The organism is Streptomyces sp. NPDC007189 (genome assembly GCF_040703635.1).
Taxonomy (GTDB): Bacteria; Actinomycetota; Actinomycetes; order Streptomycetales; family Streptomycetaceae; genus Streptomyces.
In genome coordinates, this window is sequence record NZ_JBEYEY010000006.1 from 309,306 (window position 1) to 327,772 (window position 18,467).

General features: G+C 71.8%; 17 protein-coding genes. 6 read left to right on the forward strand and 11 right to left on the reverse strand.

All coding sequences use genetic code 11. The features are described from left to right. Nucleotides 1-5: 5 nt before the first annotated feature. From priA to hisD, 6 genes are read right to left on the reverse strand one after another with little or no spacing between them, the layout of a single operon-like run. Complete coding sequence (gene priA / locus AB0950_RS15605; protein ID WP_366778707.1) at nucleotides 6-728, reverse strand: bifunctional 1-(5-phosphoribosyl)-5-((5-phosphoribosylamino)methylideneamino)imidazole-4-carboxamide isomerase/phosphoribosylanthranilate isomerase PriA; 723 nt, start codon at nucleotides 726-728, stop codon at nucleotides 6-8. A gap of 4 nt (nucleotides 729-732) precedes the next feature. Beyond that, nucleotides 733-1,377: an imidazole glycerol phosphate synthase subunit HisH gene (hisH, locus tag AB0950_RS15610; RefSeq protein ID WP_360150151.1), complete on the reverse strand. Its 645-nt coding sequence runs from the start codon at nucleotides 1,375-1,377 to the stop codon at nucleotides 733-735. Then, nucleotides 1,368-1,532 (reverse strand): hypothetical protein, encoded by a 165-nt coding sequence (locus AB0950_RS15615; protein ID WP_360150148.1) that lies wholly within the window; start codon nucleotides 1,530-1,532, stop codon nucleotides 1,368-1,370. Before AB0950_RS15615 ends, hisH begins: the two co-directional genes overlap by 10 nt. A gap of 4 nt (nucleotides 1,533-1,536) precedes the next feature. Continuing rightward, a complete protein-coding gene (hisB, locus tag AB0950_RS15620) occupies nucleotides 1,537-2,130 on the reverse strand; it encodes an imidazoleglycerol-phosphate dehydratase HisB (protein WP_030783530.1) in 594 nt (197 codons plus the stop codon). Continuing rightward, nucleotides 2,127-3,233, reverse strand: a complete 1,107-nt coding sequence (locus AB0950_RS15625) for a histidinol-phosphate transaminase (RefSeq protein WP_366778708.1) — start codon at nucleotides 3,231-3,233, stop codon at nucleotides 2,127-2,129. The genes hisB and AB0950_RS15625 overlap by 4 nt, the downstream gene beginning before the upstream one ends. After that, on the reverse strand, nucleotides 3,230-4,555 hold the full coding sequence (hisD, locus tag AB0950_RS15630; RefSeq protein ID WP_360150142.1) for a histidinol dehydrogenase: 1,326 nt from the start codon (nucleotides 4,553-4,555) through the stop codon (nucleotides 3,230-3,232). Before hisD ends, AB0950_RS15625 begins: the two co-directional genes overlap by 4 nt. A gap of 174 nt (nucleotides 4,556-4,729) precedes the next feature. On the opposite strand from hisD, the gene AB0950_RS15635 reads away from it, so the two are divergent. The 4 genes from AB0950_RS15635 (at nucleotide 4,730) to ybaK (ending at nucleotide 8,791) form a co-directional block, all read left to right on the forward strand. Then, nucleotides 4,730-6,307, forward strand: coding sequence for an oxidoreductase (locus AB0950_RS15635; protein WP_360150139.1), 1,578 nt, complete (start codon nucleotides 4,730-4,732; stop codon nucleotides 6,305-6,307). Between the two features lie 166 nt (nucleotides 6,308-6,473). Further along, the gene (locus AB0950_RS15640) at nucleotides 6,474-7,520 is read left to right on the forward strand and encodes a hypothetical protein (protein ID WP_360150136.1); all 1,047 of its coding nucleotides are present in this window, start codon (nucleotides 6,474-6,476) and stop codon (nucleotides 7,518-7,520) included. Nucleotides 7,521-7,531: 11 nt separating this feature from the next. Then, on the forward strand, nucleotides 7,532-8,272 hold the full coding sequence (locus AB0950_RS15645; RefSeq protein WP_360150133.1) for an LON peptidase substrate-binding domain-containing protein: 741 nt from the start codon (nucleotides 7,532-7,534) through the stop codon (nucleotides 8,270-8,272). Nucleotides 8,273-8,290: 18 nt separating this feature from the next. Further along, nucleotides 8,291-8,791: a Cys-tRNA(Pro) deacylase gene (gene ybaK / locus AB0950_RS15650; protein WP_360150130.1), complete on the forward strand. Its 501-nt coding sequence runs from the start codon at nucleotides 8,291-8,293 to the stop codon at nucleotides 8,789-8,791. A gap of 168 nt (nucleotides 8,792-8,959) precedes the next feature. On the opposite strand, the gene AB0950_RS15655 is transcribed toward ybaK, so the two are convergent. The 4 genes from AB0950_RS15655 to AB0950_RS15670 form a co-directional block, all read right to left on the reverse strand. Beyond that, on the reverse strand, nucleotides 8,960-9,601 hold the full coding sequence (locus tag AB0950_RS15655; RefSeq protein WP_360571444.1) for an AAA family ATPase: 642 nt from the start codon (nucleotides 9,599-9,601) through the stop codon (nucleotides 8,960-8,962). A 34-nt stretch (nucleotides 9,602-9,635) separates the two neighbouring features. After that, complete coding sequence (locus AB0950_RS15660) at nucleotides 9,636-10,457, reverse strand: ABC transporter permease (RefSeq protein WP_360150124.1); 822 nt, start codon at nucleotides 10,455-10,457, stop codon at nucleotides 9,636-9,638. A gap of 64 nt (nucleotides 10,458-10,521) precedes the next feature. Further along, the gene (locus AB0950_RS15665) at nucleotides 10,522-11,535 is read right to left on the reverse strand and encodes an ABC transporter ATP-binding protein (protein ID WP_366778709.1); all 1,014 of its coding nucleotides are present in this window, start codon (nucleotides 11,533-11,535) and stop codon (nucleotides 10,522-10,524) included. 100 nt (nucleotides 11,536-11,635) lie between these two features. Next, on the reverse strand, nucleotides 11,636-12,850 hold the full coding sequence (locus AB0950_RS15670) for an NYN domain-containing protein (RefSeq protein WP_360150118.1): 1,215 nt from the start codon (nucleotides 12,848-12,850) through the stop codon (nucleotides 11,636-11,638). A 225-nt stretch (nucleotides 12,851-13,075) separates the two neighbouring features. On the opposite strand from AB0950_RS15670, the gene AB0950_RS15675 reads away from it, so the two are divergent. Beyond that, complete coding sequence (locus tag AB0950_RS15675) at nucleotides 13,076-13,255, forward strand: hypothetical protein (RefSeq protein WP_330340615.1); 180 nt, start codon at nucleotides 13,076-13,078, stop codon at nucleotides 13,253-13,255. A gap of 115 nt (nucleotides 13,256-13,370) precedes the next feature. Here AB0950_RS15675 and dnaE read toward each other — a convergent pair whose 3' ends face one another. Beyond that, complete coding sequence (dnaE, locus tag AB0950_RS15680; RefSeq protein ID WP_360150115.1) at nucleotides 13,371-16,910, reverse strand: DNA polymerase III subunit alpha; 3,540 nt, start codon at nucleotides 16,908-16,910, stop codon at nucleotides 13,371-13,373. 209 nt (nucleotides 16,911-17,119) lie between these two features. On the opposite strand from dnaE, the gene AB0950_RS15685 reads away from it, so the two are divergent. After that, entirely contained in the window at nucleotides 17,120-18,445 is a 1,326-nt protein-coding gene (locus AB0950_RS15685; protein WP_360150112.1) for a DUF2252 domain-containing protein, read from the forward strand. The last annotated feature ends 22 nt before the right edge of the window (nucleotides 18,446-18,467 follow it).

The window sequence follows — 18,467 nt, forward strand, 5'->3', positions numbered from 1 at the left end:
CTTCGTCAAGATGTGGCCTCCAGGGCCTCTTCCAGGGTGAACGCCTTCGCGTACAGCGCCTTCCCGACGATGGCCCCCTCGACACCGAGCGGCACCAGCCGGGCGATGGCGCGCAGGTCGTCCAGGGAGGAGACGCCGCCGGAGGCCACGACCGGGCGGTCGGTGGCCGCGCACACGTTCTTCAGCAGTTCCAGGTTGGGGCCCTGCAGGGTGCCGTCCTTGGCGATGTCGGTGACGACGTAGCGGGCGCAACCCTCCTTGTTCAGGCGCTCCAGCGTCTCGTACAGGTCGCCGCCGTCGCGGGTCCAGCCGCGGCCGCGCAGGGTGGTGCCGCGCACGTCCAGGCCGACGGCGATCTTGTCGCCGTGCTCGGCGATGACCTTGGCGACCCACTCGGGGCTCTCCAGGGCGGCCGTGCCCAGGTTGACCCGCGTGCAGCCGGTGGCCAGGGCGGCGGCCAGCGAGGCGTCGTCGCGGATGCCGCCGGACAGCTCCACCTTGATGTCCATCACCCGGGTGACCTCGGCGATCAGCTCGCGGTTGTCGCCGGTGCCGAAGGCCGCGTCGAGGTCGACCAGGTGCAGCCACTCGGCGCCCGCGCTCTGCCAGGCGAGGGCGGCCTCCAGGGGGGAGCCGTACGAGGTCTCCGTGCCGGACTCGCCGTGCACGAGGCGTACGGCCTGGCCGTCGCGGACGTCGACGGCGGGGAGGAGTTCGAGCTTGGCCATGTCTCTACAGGGTTCCGATCCAGTTGGTGAGGAGCTGGGCGCCGGCGTCGCCGGACTTCTCGGGGTGGAACTGCGTGGCCCACAGGGCGCCGTTCTCCACGGCGGCCACGAACGGCTTGCCGTGCGTCGACCAGGTCACCTTGGGGGCGTCGATCCGGGGGTTGTGGCTCTCCAGCTGCCAGTCGTGGACGGCGTAGGAGTGCACGAAGTAGAACCGGGCGTCGGCGTCGAGGCCGGCGAACAGCTGGGAGTCGGCGGGGGCGTCCACGGTGTTCCAGCCCATGTGGGGCACGATCTCGGCCTGCAGCGGCTCGACCGCGCCGGGCCACTCGTCCAGGCCCTCGGCCTCCACGCCGTGCTCGATGCCGCGCGCGAAGAGGATCTGCATGCCGACGCAGATGCCCATGACGGGGCGCCCGCCGGACAGCCGGCGGTCGACCACCCAGTCGCCGCGCGCGGCGCGCAGGCCCTGCATGCAGGCGGCGAAGGCGCCGACGCCCGGCACCAGCAGTCCGTCGGCGTTCATGGCCGCGTCGAAGTCACGCGTGATCTCGACGTCGGCGCCCACGCGCGCGAGGGCACGCTCGGCGGAACGGACGTTGCCGAAGCCGTAGTCGAAGACCACGACTTTCTTGCCGGTCAATTCCACACCCCCAGCCGCATGACGCCCGCGACCAGGCACATGCCCGCGCCGATGGAGAGCAGCACGATCAGGCTCCTGGGCATCTTCTGCTTGACGAAGGAGAAGATGCCGCCGGCCAGGAACAGACCGACGACGATCAGCAGGGAGGAGAGGCTGTTCATGGCTCTACAGCGCGCCCTTCGTGGAGGGGAGGATGCCGGCCGCGCGCGGGTCGCGCTCGGAGGCGTACCGCAGCGCCCTTGCGAGGGCCTTGAACTGGCACTCCACGATGTGGTGCGCGTTGCGCCCGTACGGCACGTGCACGTGCAGCGCGATCTGCGCCTGGGCGACGAAGGACTCCAGGATGTGCCGGGTCATGGTGGTGTCGTACTCGCCGATCATCGGCGCCATGTTCTCGGGCTCGGTGTGCACCAGGTACGGGCGGCCGGAGAGGTCGACGGTGACCTGGGCGAGGGACTCGTCCAGCGGGACCGTGCAGTTGCCGAAGCGGTAGATCCCCACCTTGTCGCCGAGCGCCTGCTTGAAGGCGGCGCCGAGCGCGAGGGCGGTGTCCTCGATGGTGTGGTGGGAGTCGATGTGCAGGTCGCCGTCGGTCTTCACGGTCAGGTCGAACAGACCGTGCCGGCCGAGCTGGTCGAGCATGTGGTCGTAGAAGCCGACGCCGGTGGCGATGTCGGTTCTGCCGGTGCCGTCGAGGTCGATCTCGACCAGGACGGAGGTCTCCTTGGTCGTACGCTCCACGCGTCCAACGCGGCTCATGCCTCAAGCTCCTTCTTCACATCACGGACCGCGTCGAGGAACGCGTCGTTCTCCTCCGGGGTGCCGGCGGACACCCGCAGCCACCCCGGTACGCCGTTGTCCCGGACCAGGACGCCCCGGTCGAGGATCCTCTGCCAGGCCTCGTGGGCGTCCGGGAACCGGCCGAACTGCACGAAGTTGGCGTCGGACTCGGTGACCTCGTAGCCGATCGCGCGCAGCTCGGCGACGAGCCGGTCCCGCTCCGCCTTCAGCTGCTCGACGTAGCCCAGCAGCGTGTCGGTGTGCTCCAGCGCGGCCAGGGCGGTCGCCTGGGTGATCGCCGACAGATGGTACGGCAGCCGGACCAGCTGCACGGCGTCCACGACCGCCGGGTCGGCGGCGAGGTAGCCGAGGCGCAGGCCCGCCGCGCCGAACGCCTTGGACATCGTGCGCGAGATCACCAGGTGCGGGCGGCCCTGCAGCAGCGGCAGCAGCGAGGCGCCGTGGCTGAACTCGATGTACGCCTCGTCCACGACCACCATAGACGGCTTGGCCGCCTGCGCCGCCTCGTACAGCGCGAGGACCGTCTCCGGCGGAACGGCGTTGCCGGTGGGGTTGTTGGGCGTGGTGATGAAGACGACGTCCGGCTTGTGCGTGGCGACGGCCCGCTCGGCGGCGGCGAGGTCGATCGTGAAGTCCTCGCTGCGCGGCCCGGAGATCCAGCCGGTGCCGGTCCCGCGCGCGATGAGCGCGTGCATCGAGTACGACGGCTCGAAGCCGATCGCCGTACGGCCCGGTCCGCCGAAGGTCTGCAGCAGCTGCTGGATGACCTCGTTGGAGCCGTTGGCGGCCCACACGTTCTCGACTCCGAGCGGGTGGTTGCCGGTCTTCGTCAGGTACGTGGCCAGCTCGGTGCGCAACTGCACCGCGTCCCGGTCGGGGTAGCGGTTCAGGTCGCGGGCGGCCTCCCGCACCCGCTCCGTGATCCGCTCGACCAGCGGCTCGGGCAGCGGGTAGGGGTTCTCGTTGGTGTTCAGCCGCACGGGGACGTCCAACTGGGGCGCGCCGTAGGGGGACTTGCCGCGCAGCTCGTCCCGTACGGGGAGATCGTCGATGCCGGTCACTTGCTCTCGGGTACCTTCCAGCCGAACCGTGCCTTGACCGCCGCGCCGTGCGCCGGCAGGTCCTCCGCCTCCGCCAGCGTCACCACGTGGTGGGCGACCTCGGCGAGCGCGTCCTTCGTGTAGTCCACGATGTGGATGCCGCGCAGGAAGGACTGGACGGACAGGCCCGAGGAGTGGCAGGCGCAGCCGCCGGTGGGCAGGACGTGGTTGGAGCCGGCCGCGTAGTCGCCGAGCGAGACGGGGGCCCAGGGGCCGATGAAGATCGCGCCCGCGTTCTTCACCCGGTCGGCCACCGCGGCGGCGTCGGCGGTCTGGATCTCCAGGTGCTCGGCGCCGTACGCGTCGACCACGCGCAGGCCCTCCTCGACGCCGTCGACCAGGACGATCGCGGACTGCCGGCCCTTGAGGGCGGGCACGATCCGGTCGTCGACGTGCTTGGTGGCCGCGACCTGCGGCTGCAGCTCCTGCTCCACCGCGTCCGCCAGCTCGACGGAGTCGGTGACGAGGACGGCCGCCGCGAGCGGGTCGTGCTCGGCCTGGCTGATCAGGTCGGAGGCGACGTGCACGGGGTCGGCGGTGGAGTCCGCGAGGATCGCGATCTCGGTGGGGCCGGCCTCGGCGTCGATGCCGATCCGGCCGGTGAAGAACCGCTTGGCGGCGGCGACCCAGATGTTGCCGGGGCCGGTGACCATGTTCGCCGGCGGGCAGGACTCGGTGCCGTAGGCGAACATCGCGACGGCGGTGGCGCCGCCCGCGGCGTAGACCTCGTCCACGCCGAGCAGGGCGCAGGCGGCCAGGATGGTCGGGTGGGGCAGCCCGCCGAACTCGGCCTGGGCCGGCGAGGCGAGCGCGATGGACCCGACCCCGGCCTCCTGGGCCGGTACGACGTTCATGATCACGGAGGAGGGGTAGACCGACCGGCCGCCCGGTGCGTACAGCCCGACGCGCTCGACCGGCACCCACTTCTCGGTCACCGAGCCGCCCGGGACGACCTGGGTGGTGTGGGTGCTGCGGCGCTGCTCGCGGTGGACCAGGCGGGCGCGGCGGATGGACTCCTCCAGCGCGGCGCGCACGGCCGGGTCGAGGGCCTCGAGGGCGTCGGTGAGCGCCTGGGCCGGGACACGGACGGATTCCAGCCGTACTCCGTCGAACTTCTCGGCGAAGTCGATCAGCGCCGCGTCGCCCCGATGATGCACGGCCTCGCAGATCGGACGCACCTTCTCCAGGGCGGTCGACACGTCGAAGTCGGCTCGGGGCAGCAGGTCGCGCAGGGCGAGGCCCTCGGGAAGGGCGTCGCCGCGCAGATCGATTCGGGAAATCACAGTCTCAATACTCTCAGACCGCCGTCCGGAGCCGGTGGCGCGTATCAATGGCTGATACAGAACGTGGCGCGACTTGGAAGATCACCTTCACCTTGAGTGTTCCGGACGTCACCCAGCGGGCATGAACGGCTGTACGAAAGCACAGCACAGCACGGGGACCGGGAGAGGACAGAGGTGACCGAGGAGGCCGGCTTCGCGGCCGGGGACCTGCCGGACGACCTGACCGCGGCCGAGGCGGGCATGTGGCAGGCCTTCCGCAACGGCAGTGTGTACGACCTGAGCTGCGGCGACGCCGGGGTGGACGATCCGCACGGCGGACACCCGTGGGGTCCGGAGCGCACGGTGCGGGCGCGGACCGTGGCGTGGCTGCTGCTGGACGGCCCGCCGGCGCTCGCGGGCCGGGTGTCGTCGCTCAAGCTGGCCGGCGTGCGGATCACCGGCCCACTGGACCTGTCGGGCGGGACGGTACGGCCGTACGTCGAGCTGCGCGGCTGCCGCTTCGACGACGAGGTGCTGCTGCCGGAGGCCCGGTTCACCACGCTGCGCCTGGTGGACTGCGCGGTGCCCCGGCTGGAGGCGGCCCGCGTGCACACCGAGGGCGACCTGCATCTGCCGCGCTGCCGCTTCCAGAACGGGGTGCGGCTGACGGACGCGCACATAGGCACCGATCTGCTGCTCAACGAGGCGGTGGTGTACCGCGACCGCAGCGGGCGGTCGATCTCCGGGGACGGCGTGACCGTCGGCCAGGACCTGCAGGCGGAGATGCTGCAGTCGCACGGCGAGCTGCGGCTGCGCGGCGCCAAGGTCGGTGTGTCGCTGAGCCTGCGCGGGGCGAGCCTGGACAACCCGTACTCCCGCTACGCCCTGAACGCCCCCCAGCTGACCGTCGAGCGCACCCTGTACCTCACCCCGGCCGGCGTCGGCAGCCCCCTGCTGAGCGGCACCACACCGGCGCGCGGGACGCGGATCCAGCGCTTCGACTGCCGGGGCGGGATACGCCTGGACGACGGGCGGTTCGGGGACGCCGTCGACTTCGAGCGGGCCCGGTTCACCCTCACCGACGACCAGGAGCTGTCGCTGCGCCGGGTGCACGCCTCGGAGCTGCGCTTCCTGGGCGACGGACCGCAGCGGGGGAAGGTGGTGCTGTCCGGCGCGCGGATCGTCAACCTGGTGGACCGGGCGGCGAGCTGGCCGGGGCCGGGCAATCTGCACATGGGCGGCTTCGTGTACGAGAACCTCGTGCCGCGCGGCCCGTTCCCGCTCACCGGCCGGCTGGACTGGGTGGCGGCGGCCACCGCCGAGTACGCTCCGGAACCGTACGAGCGCCTGGCGGCGGTGCTGCGGGCGGCGGGCGAGGACGAGGACGCGCGGGAGGTGCTGCTCGCCAAGCAGCGCCGGCGCCGCGAGACGCTGCCGCTGGCCGGGAAGTTCCTGGGGTACGTGCAGGACTGGACGGTCGCCTACGGCTACCGGCCCGGCCGGGCCGCCGTGTGGATGGCGGTGCTGTGGGCGGCGGGCACGCTGGCGTTCGCGCACGCCGACCATCCGCCGACGAACCACGACTCCCATCCCGCCTGGAGCCCGGCCCTGTTCACGCTGGACCTGCTGCTGCCGGTGATCGACCTGGGCCAGGCCGGCCAGTGGCAGCTGCGCGGCGGCTGGCAGTGGCTGGCGGCCGCGATGATCCTGCTCGGCTGGATCCTGGCGACGACCGTGGCGGCGGGGGCGACACGGCTGCTGCGCCGGAGCTGAACGCCGGTGGCGGAGCCTGTGAGGGCAGGGGGGCGCACGGCCACGGCTGTGACATAAGTTGCACCCTCACCTTTACCGGTCCTTGACCGTCTGTCGTACAACTTTCCATTACTTGCCGGAAGCCTCTGGCGCGCCGCCGACCTGCGGACTTTCAATAGTCGGCACGATGGTTCCGCTCCCCCCGTTCATCCGCCCCACCCGGATGGCCAGACGCTTCACCCGCCCGGCCGGCCCCCCGCCCGCCGGGGACGAGGTCCTGCTCGACGCCCCCGACGACCGCCTCTCGCCCGCACTGGTCGCGGCCGGCCGAGGCGAGTACCCGGCCGCCGCCGCTCTGCTCGCCGCCACCCGCGCCGGTGCCGAGTGGGAGAACCACGACCGGTACGTCCGGCACCTGGCCGCCTTCGCCCGCTCCCGCCCCGAGTGGTTCGACGCCTGGCGCGCCGCCGTGCCCGAGGATCCCGGCGTCCTGCTGGTCGGGGCGCAGCTGGCGGTGGACCGGGCCTGGCCGTCGCCGGCCCGGGCCGAGCTGCTGCGCGAGGCGAGCCCGCTGATCACCGCCGCCGCCCGCGCCGACGACCGCGATCCGGTGCCCTGGCGGATCGCCCTGGACCACGCGCGCGGCTCGCGCGCCGGGCACCGGTACTTCGAGGAGCTGTGGGAGGCGGCGGTCCGGCGCGCCCCGCACCACTACGGCTGCCATGTGGCCGCGCTGCGCTATCTCGCCGCGAGCTGGCGCGGCTCCCACCCCGAGTGCTTCGACTTCGCCGACGGGGCCGCGCAGGACGCCCCGGCGGACTCGCTCGTCCAGGCCCTGCCGGCCCGGGCCGCCTTCGGCTACCTGGTCGGCGGCGGCGCCGGGATCCCGCGGGCCCGGCTGGACGCCGCGGCCGACCGGGCGCTCGCGCTGTCCGCCCGCTTCCCGGCGGCCGACCCGTGGCCCGCGCAGGTCCGCAACAAGCTCCTGTACGTGCTGATCCGCCTGGACCGCTGGGAGGACGCCCGGGCCCAGCTCCGGCTGATCGGCCCGTACGCCACGTCGTTCCCCTGGGAGCGGTTCTCCGAGGATCCGCTCGGGCACTTCCTGCGGGTGCGCGAGCATCTGCTGACGCCGGGGCGGCGGCCGGTGCCCGCGGCGCTGGCGGGCCTGATGAGCGGGCCCCCGGCGCCGCTCGGCGAGCGCGGCGGACACACGCGCGCCGGTGACCACTAGGCTGGGGCGTCGTGACCACCGTCCGTCTTCCGCTCTTCCCGCTGAACACCGTGCTGTTCCCGGGACTCGTGCTGCCGCTGAACGTCTTCGAGGAGCGCTATCGCGCGATGATGCGCGAGTTGCTCAAGACACCGGAGGACGAGCCGCGCCGGTTCGCCGTCGTGGCCATCCGCGACGGCCACGAGGTGGCGCCGAGCGCCCCCGGCATGCCGGACCCCACGGCGCAGCCGGAGCGGGGGCCGGGCGCGGGCTTCGGCCCTGACCCGGTCAAGGCCTTCCACGGGGTGGGCTGTGTGGCGGACGCGGCGACCGTCCGGGAGCGCGCCGACGGCACCTTCGAGGTGCTGGCGACGGGGACGACCCGGGTGCGGCTGCTCTCCGTCGACGCGTCGGGTCCGTTCCTGACGGCGGAGCTGGAGGAGCTGACGGAGGAGCCGGGCGACGAGGCGGGCGCGCTGGCCGAGGGGGTGCTGCGCTCGTTCCGCCAGTACCAGAAGCGGCTGGCGGGCGCGCGGGAGCGCTCGCTGTCCACGGGCGCGGAGCTGCCCGACGACCCGTCGGTGGTGTCGTACCTGGTGGCGGCGGCGATGGTGCACGACACGCCGACGAAGCAGCGGCTGCTGCAGGCCCCCGACACCGCCTCCCGGCTGCGGGACGAGCTGAAACTCCTTCGCGCGGAGACGGCCATCATCCGTAGCCTGCCGTCACTGCCCGCGTTCGAGCTGACGCGGACGCCGACCAGTCTGAACTGAGGGGTCCACCACTCACCGATGGCGAAGAAGTCGAAGAAGCAGCAGTCCGCCGGCACCCCCGCGACGGTCGCCCTGTCGTCGGCCGGTGTGGCCTTCACGGTCCACTCCTACGACCACGACCCCTCCCACCCCTCCTACGGCGAGGAGGCGGCGGAGGCGATGGGCGTTTCCCCCGACCGCGTCTTCAAGACCCTGGTCGCGGATGTCGACGGCGCCCTGACCGTGGCCGTGGTCCCCGTCTCCGGCTCCCTCGACCTCAAGGCCCTGGCGGCGGCGGTGGGCGGCAAGCGGGCGACGATGGCCGACCCGACGCTGGCGGAGCGCACGACCGGCTACGTCCGCGGCGGCATCTCCCCGCTCGGCCAGCGCAAGCGGCTGCCGACGGTCCTGGACGACTCCGCCGAGGCCCACGAGACGATCTGCGTCTCGGCGGGACGCCGCGGCCTGGAGGTCGAACTGTCCCCGCAGGACCTGGCGAAGCTGACGCAAGCGGTGCTGGCGCCGATCGGGCGGGGCTGAGACGCGGGGCCTGCGGCGAGCGGGGCGCGTCCTACGCCGTTGAGGCGGTGGGAGGGGCGCGTCCCACGCCATTGAGGCAGCGGGAGGGGGCGCGTCCCACACCGCTGAGGCACGGCGTCGCGGCGGACGGGAAGGGCCGGACGGCGGACGGGAAGGGCCGGACAGGCCCTAGCCCTGCTGCTGCGGATACGGCGGCTCGGGGTCGCGGGGGCCGAACAGCGCCGTGAGTCCGAGGTGCACCAGCAGCGCGGCCAGCGGCCACGCCAGCAGCGCGCCCTTCGCCGAGAGCTTCAGGGGGGCGGAGAAGGTGACGCCCTTGCCCACCTGCTTGGCATGGGCGAGCACGTCGGTCGAGGGCCCGAGCCACACCCCGAGCCGCCACGCCAGCAGCGACCCGAGCAGCGCGCCGAGCCCCAGCGCCACGACGACCGGCACTCCCCCGCGCCGCCGCAGCAGAAAGACCAGCACCGCGCTGAGGAGCCCGAAGCCCAGCGCCAGCAGGATGAACGTGCCGTCCACCCCCACCGCCTGCTCGCCCTCGCTGTCCTTGAGATAGACGACCCAGCTGCGGTCCACCTGGTCGCCGACCAGCGGCACGTGCGGCGCTAGCCACCACCACAGCAGCCCCAGCAGCACCCCGCCCAACGCCACGGCCACCGTGATCACGGCGGCCTGTCGCAGTTCGGTCTTCATACCGGGGCCGTCCTGTTCGTACACGCCCCCGGGGACACCGGCGGGCGGCGGGGCCTGCCAGACGTCGTCCGGGGACTGGTTGTGCGGCGGCGTAGGCGGAGTCAACGGTGCGGTCACCCTGACATCGTGCCAGGTCGTGCTGTGCGCCGCGTCACCGGACGGCGGCCCTGCGGTACGCCCACGTCGCCACGGCCAGCGAGACGACTCCGACACCCGCGCACACCCCCAGATCGACAAGGACGACGGCCCAGTCCGGGTGTGCCCCGAAGGTCCGGGCGTACGCCTCCACGCCGTACGTCGACGGCAGCAGATCCCGCGCCAGCCGTACGATCTCCGGCATCCGGTCGGCCGGCAGCACGCCCAGCAGCAGCGCCGCCGACATGCCGAGCTGGCCGAGCAGCGTGGCCAGCTCGGGACGCGGGGCGAGCAGCCCGCAGGCGGCGCCGAGCCCGGACAGCGCGGCCCCGGCGAGCGGGATCACGGCCAGCAGGACCCACAGACTGCCCAGCGGCAGCCCGAACAGCACACATCCGAAGACGGCCGTCACCAGCGTCCCCGGCACGGTGAAGGAGGCGTAGGCCGCCGCGGCGCCCAGCACCACGGCGGCCGGCGGCACCGGCAGCGTGGCGTAGTGGTCGAGCCCGCCGCTCGCCCGCAGCTGCCCGAAGTACTGCGCCAGCAGATTCAGCGCCACATACGCGACGACCAGCACCGACGACCCGGCCACCACGGACCGGGCCTCCCCCGTGCTGTCGACGACGCCCCGCATCATCACGGTGATGCCGACGGACTGGAAGGTGGCCACGAACAGCAGCGGGATCCGCGCCACCCGGGCCCGGGACAGCTGCGCCCGGTAGACGGCCGCCAGCGACGGCCACAGCCGCGCGGCCGGAGCGAGTCCGGCCGCGCCCCGCGCCGGCTCGGGCACGACCCGGCCGCCGCCCGGCAGCACCTCCGCGGGTACGACACTCACGACGAGCTGCTCCCCTTCCCTACGGCGGTCGCCCCCACCCATACGGATGCGGCGCCCCGCGCGCTCACGCCTTCACCAGTCCCTGCCGGGCCGCTCCGCCCAGCGCCAGGTAGACATCCTCCAGGCTGGGCGTGGCCAGCGTGAAGTCGTCCAGGGCGGCGAAGGCGGCCCCGCCGGTCACGGTGGCGACGGCGGCACGGGCCTCCTCGGGCGCGAGCCGCAGCGTCCAGCGCCGGCCGGACTCCACCGCGCGCTCCCGCAGCACGGCCACCTCGGGCACCTCCAGCGGCGCCCGCTCCCGCCACACCAGCTCGACCCGCACCTCGCCGGCCACCTGTTCCTTCAGGCCGGCCGGGGTGTCGCAGGCGATGACCCGGCCCCGGTCGATGACGGCGACCCGGTCCAGCACGGTCTCCGCCTCGATGACGTTGTGGGTGACCAGCAGCACGGTCGTACCGCGCTCGGCGCGCCGCCGGTCCACGGCCGCCCAGACCGCGCGCCGGGCCACCGGGTCCATGCCGGTGGTCGGCTCGTCCAGCACGAGCAGCGGCCGCTCCCCGACCAGGGCGGCGGCGAAGCAGGCCAGCCGCCGCTGCCCGCCGGACAGCTTCTTCAGCGCCCGCCCGGCGATCGAGGTGAGCCCCAGCTCCTCCAGTACGGCGTCCCGCTCGGCCCGCGCCCGCGTCACGTCCAGGCCGCGCAGGCGACCGGTGGTCTCGGCGGCGAGGGAGACGGTCAGCTCGTCCAGCGCGGACGACTCCTGGCCCAGGTAGGCCAGCAGGCGCGCGGCCCGCTCGGGGTGCCGGACGATGTCGTGCCCGAGGATCTCGACGCTGCCGGTGTCCGGCCGCAGCAGCCCGGTGAGCTGCCGGACGAGCGTGGACTTGCCGGCGCCGTTCGGCCCGAGCAGTCCGAAGACCTCGCCGCGCCGCACGTCCAGCTCGACGCCGTCGGTGGCCCGCACCGCGGGGGTGCCGGGCGCGCCGCGCCGGCCCTTCACGGCCGGATAGGTCTTGCCGAGCCCGCGCACACGGACGACCTCGTCCTGCCGAAGTGCCTGTGCCGCGCGCGTACTCACAAGGGACGAGGGTACGGGGTCGGGGCCCTTTACTCGCCTTTGGGGCCGGTTCCGTACGCGACCGGTAAGGAGCCCTGCCCGCCCGGTGGGGAACCCCGCGTCACTCCCCCGTCGCGCTCTCCGCGGCCGCCGGCACGTCGATCTCCCGCCAGAAGCCCGCCCGAATGGCGTAGCGGTCGTGCTCGTCGATCTGGTCGTCCTTGTGGGCGAGCAGCCCGAACCGCGCGGCGTACCGCAGCAGCTCCCCGTCGATGCGGTGCGGGATGCGCGGGTACATCTGCGACAGCTTCTGCAGATGGCTCTGGTCGCCGAGCCGGGACATCCAGCGGCGGGCGAAGACCTGCCCCACCTCGTACGGGTCGCCGCCGACGGTGGTGATGTCCTCCTCCCGGTCGGCCCACCGCTGCTCGGCGGTGGTGAGCTGGGCCAGTGTCGGCATGGCGGCGACGTCGGGCGGCTCGGCGACGGCGCCCGGCCGGTCCACCCAGCCCTTGTCGGAGGACCAGCGCAGGGTCGCGGTCGCCGGGTGCTGGGCGGGCTGGGCGCCGGGGGCGCGCAGGGCGGCCAGGTCCTTGGGGGTGGGGACGCCCTTGTGGGCGGTGACCCGCTCCTGGGAGCCGTTCTCCGTGGCGGCGGCCGGCTGGGGCGCGCCCTGGTCGGCCGGCCGCTCGGCCGCCGTGCCGAGCGCGGACTCGGGCAGCGGCGCGGAGAGGATCGCGGCGATCTCGGGCCGGGGCGCCGGCGGCGGGGCGCAGACGCCGGTCAGTTCCTTGGCGCGGACGGCCTGGATGATCCAGGCGCGGTCCAGCACGCGCCGCTCGTCGGCCTCGGCGACCAGGTCCTCGGACTGGTTGTAGTCGCCGTCGGCGGCCTGTACGGCCCACAGGTGGACGGCGACGCCGTGCTCCTTGGCGGCCATCATGCCGGGCAGCAGATCGCCGTCGCCGGTGACGAGGACGATGTCGGAGCAGGCGCGGTTGCGGGCCAGCTCGGTCAGCTCGGCGTGCATGGCGGCGTCCACCCCCTTCTGGGCCCAGCGTCCGTCGCTGCGGGTGAGGGCGCCGAGCCGGACGGTGACCCGGGGCATCACGCGCAGCCGGCGATGCTCCGGTTGGGGGACCCGGTCCGGGGCGCCGTCGAACCAGTAGATGCGCAGCAGCGGGCGCTCGGTCTCCGACTCGGCGCGTACCCGCAGTGCCTGGATCAGTGCGGTGTGGTCGACGGTGATCCGGGACCGCGAGGGCTCACCGGCGAGGAGGCTGGCGGCGGCTCCCAGCAAGTACCCGGCGTCCACCAGGACGATGCAGCGGTCCACGCGACTCACCCTCTTCCCGGCAGGTTTTGCTTCGGACTTCCTTCGAGTCTGCCCGACCGCGCGGGGGTTAACGGCCCGAACTCGATCTTCGGCGTGGCGTTTGCGGGGCCCGCTCGCCCACCTGCCCTGTCACACACGGTAATTATCCGACATGCGCTTGATGTCAGCGTATGTGAATCTGGTCCCGGCCCTGGCCCCTAGATCCCCCACAGGAGGCAGATCACCATGGCCAAGAACAAGAACCGCAAGCAGGCTGGCCCGCAGAACCGCGCTCAGCACAGCGAGCACACGCAGGAGCGCGCACAGCGTCCGTCGGCGGAGGAGCACGAGTCCCCGATGGCGGGCGTCGCGAGCAGCCCCGCGGATGCTGCTGGTAAGAAGCGGAAGAGCTTCGGCCACAACTAAGGGCAGTTGAAGCCCGGCACACAGGAGGGGCGCACCCTTGACGGGTGCGCCCCTTCGCGCGTGCTCGTGCGGCGACGTGTGGGGTGACGCCTGTGGTGACGCTTGTGGTGACGGGTCAGCCGGCCAGGCAGGACGGGCCGAGCAGCACCTTCAAGTCGCCGAAGAGCGCCGGGTCGGGCTTGACCCGGTGCCGGTCCAGGCGCAGCACCGTGGTCTTGCGCGGGCCCTGGAGCTTGATGCGGACCTCGCTGTCGCCCTTGTGGTGGCTGAGGATCTCACCGAGGCGGCTGACCATGGGCGGAGTGACCTTCACGGCCGGGATGGTGAGGACCACGGGCGCGTTGGTGCCCGCGTTGGACAGGTCCGGGACCATCAGCTCCATGGCGACGAGCCGGGGCACGTCCTCGCGCTTGTCGAGGCGGCCCTTGACGAACACCACGGCGTCCTCGACGAGTTGGGTGGACACCAGCTGGTAGGTCGCCGGGAAGAACATGCACTCGATGGAGCCGGCGAGGTCCTCGACCGTGGCGATGGCCCAGGCGTTGCCCTGCTTGGTCATCTTGCGCTGCAGGCCGGAGATGATGCCGCCGATGGTGACGACCGCGCCGTCCGCGTGCTCGCCACCGGTGAGCTGCGCGATGCCCGCGTCGGCCTTGTCGGCGAGGACGTGTTCCAGGCCGAAGAGCGGGTGGTCGGAGACGTACAGACCGAGCATCTCCCGCTCCTGGGCGAGCAGATACGTCTTGTCCCACTCGTCGGGGGAGAACTCCACGTCGAGTCCGAAGCCGGGCTCGCTGCTGGTGTCCTCGCCCATGCCGCCGAAGAGGTCGAACTGCCCTTCGGCCTCCTTGCGTTTGACCGCGACCACGTTGTCGATCATCGGCTCGTACTGCGCCATGAGGCCCTTGCGGGTGTGGCCCATGGTGTCGAACGCGCCCGCCTTGATCAGCGATTCGGTGGTGCGCTTGTTGCAGACCACGGCCTCGACCTTGTCGAGGTAGTCGGGGAAGGAGATGTACTTCCCCTTGGCCTTGCGGGTCTTGATGATCGACTCGACGACGTTGGTGCCGACGTTGCGGACGGCGGAGAGGCCGAAGAGGATCACGTCGTCGCCCTGGGCCGCGAAGTTCGCCTCGGACTCGTTGACGTTCGGCGGGAGCACCCGGATGCCCATGCGGCGGCACTCGTTGAGGTAGACCGCCGACTTGTCCTTGTCGTCCTTGACGGAGGTCAGCAGCGCGGCCATGTACTCGGCGGGGTGGTTCGCCTTGAGGTAGGCGGTCCAGTACGACACCAGGCCGTACGCGGCGGAGTGCGCCTTGTTGAACGCGTAGCCGGCGAAGGGGACCAGCACGTCCCACAGGGCCTGGATGGCCTCGTCGCTGAAGCCCTTCTTACGAGCGCCCTCCTGGAAGAGGACGAAGTTCTTCGCCAGCTCGTCGGGCTTCTTCTTGCCCATGACGCGGCGGAGGATGTCGGCCTCGCCGAGCGAGTAGCCCGCGATGATCTGGGCGGCCTTCTGCACCTGCTCCTGGTAGACGATCAGGCCGTAGGTGACGTCCAGGACCTCCTTGAGCGGCTCCTCCAGCTCCGGGTGGATCGGCGTGATCTCCTGCTGCCCGTTCTTGCGCAGCGCGTAGTTCGTGTGGGAGTTCATGCCCATCGGGCCCGGGCGGTACAGGGCCGACACGGCGGAGATGTCTTCGAAGTTGTCCGGCTTCATCAGCCGCAGCAGCGAGCGCATGGGGCCGCCGTCGAACTGGAAGACGCCGAGGGTGTCGCCGCGCTGGAGCAGCTCGAAGGTCGTGGGGTCGTCGAGCGGCAGGGACAGCAGGTCGATGTCGAGGCCCTTGTTGGCCTTCACCATCTTGACCGCGTCGTCCATGATCGTCAGGTTGCGCAGGCCCAGGAAGTCCATCTTCAGCAGGCCGAGCGACTCACAGCTCGGGTAGTCCCACTGCGTGATGGTCACGCCGTCGGTGTGCCTCACCCAGACCGGGACGTGCTCGGTGATGGTCTCGCTGGACATGATCACGCCGGCGGCGTGCACGCCCATCTGCCGCACCAGGCCCTCGACGCCGCGCGCGGTGTCGATGACCTTCTTCACGTCCGGCTCGTTCTCGTACATCGCGCGGACCTCGCCCGCCTCCGAGTAGCGGGGGTGGCTGGGGTCGGTGATGCCGGACAGCGGGATGCCCTTGCCGAGGACGTCGGCGGGCATGGCCTTGGTGATGCGGTCGCCCATCGCGTACGGATAGCCCAGCACGCGCGCGGAGTCCTTGATGGCGTTCTTGGCCTTGATGGTGCCGTAGGTGCCGATCATGGCGACCTTGTCGGCGCCGTACTTCTCGGTCACGTACCGGATCACCTCGACGCGCCTGCGCTCGTCGAAGTCGATGTCGACGTCGGGCATCGAGATGCGCTCGGGGTTGAGGAACCGCTCGAAGATCAGGCCGTGCGGGATCGGGTCCAGGTCGGTGATGCCGAGGGCGTAGGCGACGATCGAACCCGCGGCGGAGCCTCGGCCGGGGCCGACCGCGATGCCCTGGCGCTTGGCCCACATGATGAAGTCGGCGACCACGAGGAAGTAGCCCGGGAACCCCATCTGGATGATGACGTCCATCTCGTACTCGGCCTGCTTCTGGCGGTCCTCGGGGATGCCGCCCGGGAAGCGGCGCTCCATGCCGCGGCGGACCTCCTCCTGGAACCAGGTGACCTCGGTGTAGCCCTCGGGGATGTCGAACTTGGGCATGAGGTCGCGCTTCTCGAACATGCCGGTGGTGTCGACCATCTCGGCGACGAGGAGCGTGTTGGCGCAGCCCTCCTGCCAGGCGTCCGAGGAGTCGATGGCGTACATCTCGTCCGTGGACTTCAGGTAGTAGCCGGTGCCGTCGAACTTGAAGCGGTCCGGGTCGGAGAGGTTCTTGCCGGTCTGGATGCACAGCAGGGCGTCGTGCGCCCCCGCCTCGTGCGCGTACGTGTAGTGCGAGTCGTTGGTGACCAGCGGGGGGATGCCGAGCTTCTTGCCGATCTCCAGCAGGCCGTCGCGGACCCGGCGCTCGATCTCGATGCCGTGGTCCATCAGCTCCAGGAAGTACCGGTCCTTGCCGAAGATGTCCTGGTAGTCGGCGGCGGCCTTCAGGGCCTCGTCGAAGTGGCCGAGGCGCAGCCGGGTCTGCACCTCGCCCGAGGGACAGCCGGTGGAGGCGACGATGCCCTCGGACCACTGGGCGATGGTCTCCTTGTCCATCCGGGGCCACTTCTGCAGCCAGCCCTCGGCGTAGGCGTCGGAGGAGAGCCGGAAGAGGTTGTGCAGGCCGGTCTTGTTCACCGCCCACATCGTCTTGTGGGTGTAACCGCCGGAACCGGAGACGTCGTCCCGCTTCTGGTGCGGCTGGCCCCAGAGGATCTTGCGCTTGTTGCGCCGGGACTCGGGGGCGACATACGCCTCGATCCCGATGATCGGGGTGATTCCGGCCTTCTTCGCGGAGTGGAAGAAGTCGTACGCCCCGTGGAGGTTGCCGTGGTCGGACATGGCGATGTGCGTCATGCCCATCTCGTTGCAGGCGTTGAACATGTCCTTGAGCCGCGCGGCACCGTCCAGCAGCGAGTACTGGGTGTGGACGTGCAGGTGCGTGAAGGGCGGCTTCGACACGGTTGAGCCTCCGGGGGAAACACTCGGCGACGGGCTGGCGGACAGTTCTGGGGTCAGCGTCGAAGTCTATGCCCGGGCACTGACACTCGGCGGTCTTCCCCGCGTACCTTCATCCGGGAACCGGGCACTCCCGCGTGGCGTCGCCCGTTGAAGACGGCAGAAACGCTGTCGTACAGGTCATACAGGCAAGCACCAGGAGGCACCCAGCGATGTCGGTCCACCGGCTCAACGACGAGCAGCGCGGCGAGGAGATCCTCGCCGTCTTCGACACCGCCTTCGGCCGGCTCCTGGCCGCCGACCCGGCCGCGTTCCGGGTGAAGTTCCGGAAGATGGCGGCATCGGCCTTCGCGTTCTACCGGGGCACGGCGTGCCTCTTCTACCACGACCTCGACGCGGACAAGCGCGGCGGCCCGTACCTGGACGACCGCACCTCGCGCGTGTGGATCCACGGCGATCTGCACGCGGAGAACTTCGGCACGTACATGGACGCGGGCGGCCGCCTGGTCTTCAACGTCAACGACTTCGACGAGGCCTACGTCGGCCCGTTCACCTGGGACCTGAAGCGCTTCGCGGCGTCGGTCGCGCTCATCGGGTACGCGAAGGCGCTCAGTGACGAGCAGATCACCGAGCTGGTGCGGATCTACGCCGGCGCCTACCGCGAGCGCATCCACGCCCTGGCCACGGGCGCGAAGAGCGACGAGGTGCCGCCGTTCACGCTGGACACCGCCGAGGGTCCGCTGCTGGGCGCCCTGCGCGCCGCCCGCTCGATGACCCGTTTCGAGCTGCTGGAGTCGATGACGGAGATCCGCGACTACGAGCGCCGCTTCGCGCCGGGCGGCGGCTCCATCGAGCTGGACGCGGCGACGCGCTACAAGGTGCTGGCCGCCTTCGACGGCTACCTGGAGACGCTGCCGGACTCCTCGCTGGCCCGCCCGGACTCCTACCGCGTGAAGGACGTCGTCGGACGCCGCGGCATCGGCATCGGCTCGGCGGGGCTGCCGTCGTACAACATCCTCCTGGAGGGGCACAGCGACGCCCTGGAGAACGATGTCGTCATCTACATCAAGCAGGCCCAGACCCCGGCCGTCTCCCGGCACGTCACGGATCCGGCCATCGCCGGCTACTTCCAGCACGAGGGCCACCGCACCGTGATCTCCCAGCGCGCCCTGCAGGCGCACGCCGACCCGTGGCTGGGCTGGACCGAGCTGGACGGGGCGGGCCAGCTGGTGGCCGAGGTCTCGCCGTACGCGGTCGACCTGGACTGGGGCGACATCGACGACCCCGAGGAGATCGCGCAGGTCGTCGCCGACCTGGGCCGGGCCACGGCGGCGATGCACGCGGCGGCGGACGACACCTCCGGCGAGTCCCTGGTGCCGTTCTCCACCGAGCGGGCCATCGACGCGGCCATCGCGGCCGACGAGGAGGGCTTCGCACCCCTTCTGGTGGACTTCGCGCACGCCTACGGCGCACGCGCGCGTGCCGACCACCAGATCTTCGTCGACCTGTTCCGCAACGGCCGGATTCCGGGGCTGTAAGCTCCGCACACTCACAGGCACC

Excerpts from the sequence above, each read along its gene's own strand:
- AB0950_RS15640 (WP_360150136.1), top strand. The coding sequence starts at position 6,474 with ATGGTTCCGCTCCCCCCGTTCATCCGCCCCACCCGGATGGCCAGACGC.
- hisB (WP_030783530.1), bottom strand. The coding sequence starts at position 2,130 with ATGAGCCGCGTTGGACGCGTGGAGCGTACGACCAAGGAGACCTCCGTC.
- ybaK (WP_360150130.1), top strand. The coding sequence starts at position 8,291 with ATGGCGAAGAAGTCGAAGAAGCAGCAGTCCGCCGGCACCCCCGCGACG.
- AB0950_RS15685 (WP_360150112.1), top strand. The coding sequence starts at position 17,120 with ATGTCGGTCCACCGGCTCAACGACGAGCAGCGCGGCGAGGAGATCCTC.
- AB0950_RS15675 (WP_330340615.1), top strand. The coding sequence starts at position 13,076 with ATGGCCAAGAACAAGAACCGCAAGCAGGCTGGCCCGCAGAACCGCGCT.
- AB0950_RS15615 (WP_360150148.1), bottom strand. The coding sequence starts at position 1,532 with ATGAACAGCCTCTCCTCCCTGCTGATCGTCGTCGGTCTGTTCCTGGCC.
- priA (WP_366778707.1), bottom strand. The coding sequence starts at position 728 with ATGGCCAAGCTCGAACTCCTCCCCGCCGTCGACGTCCGCGACGGCCAG.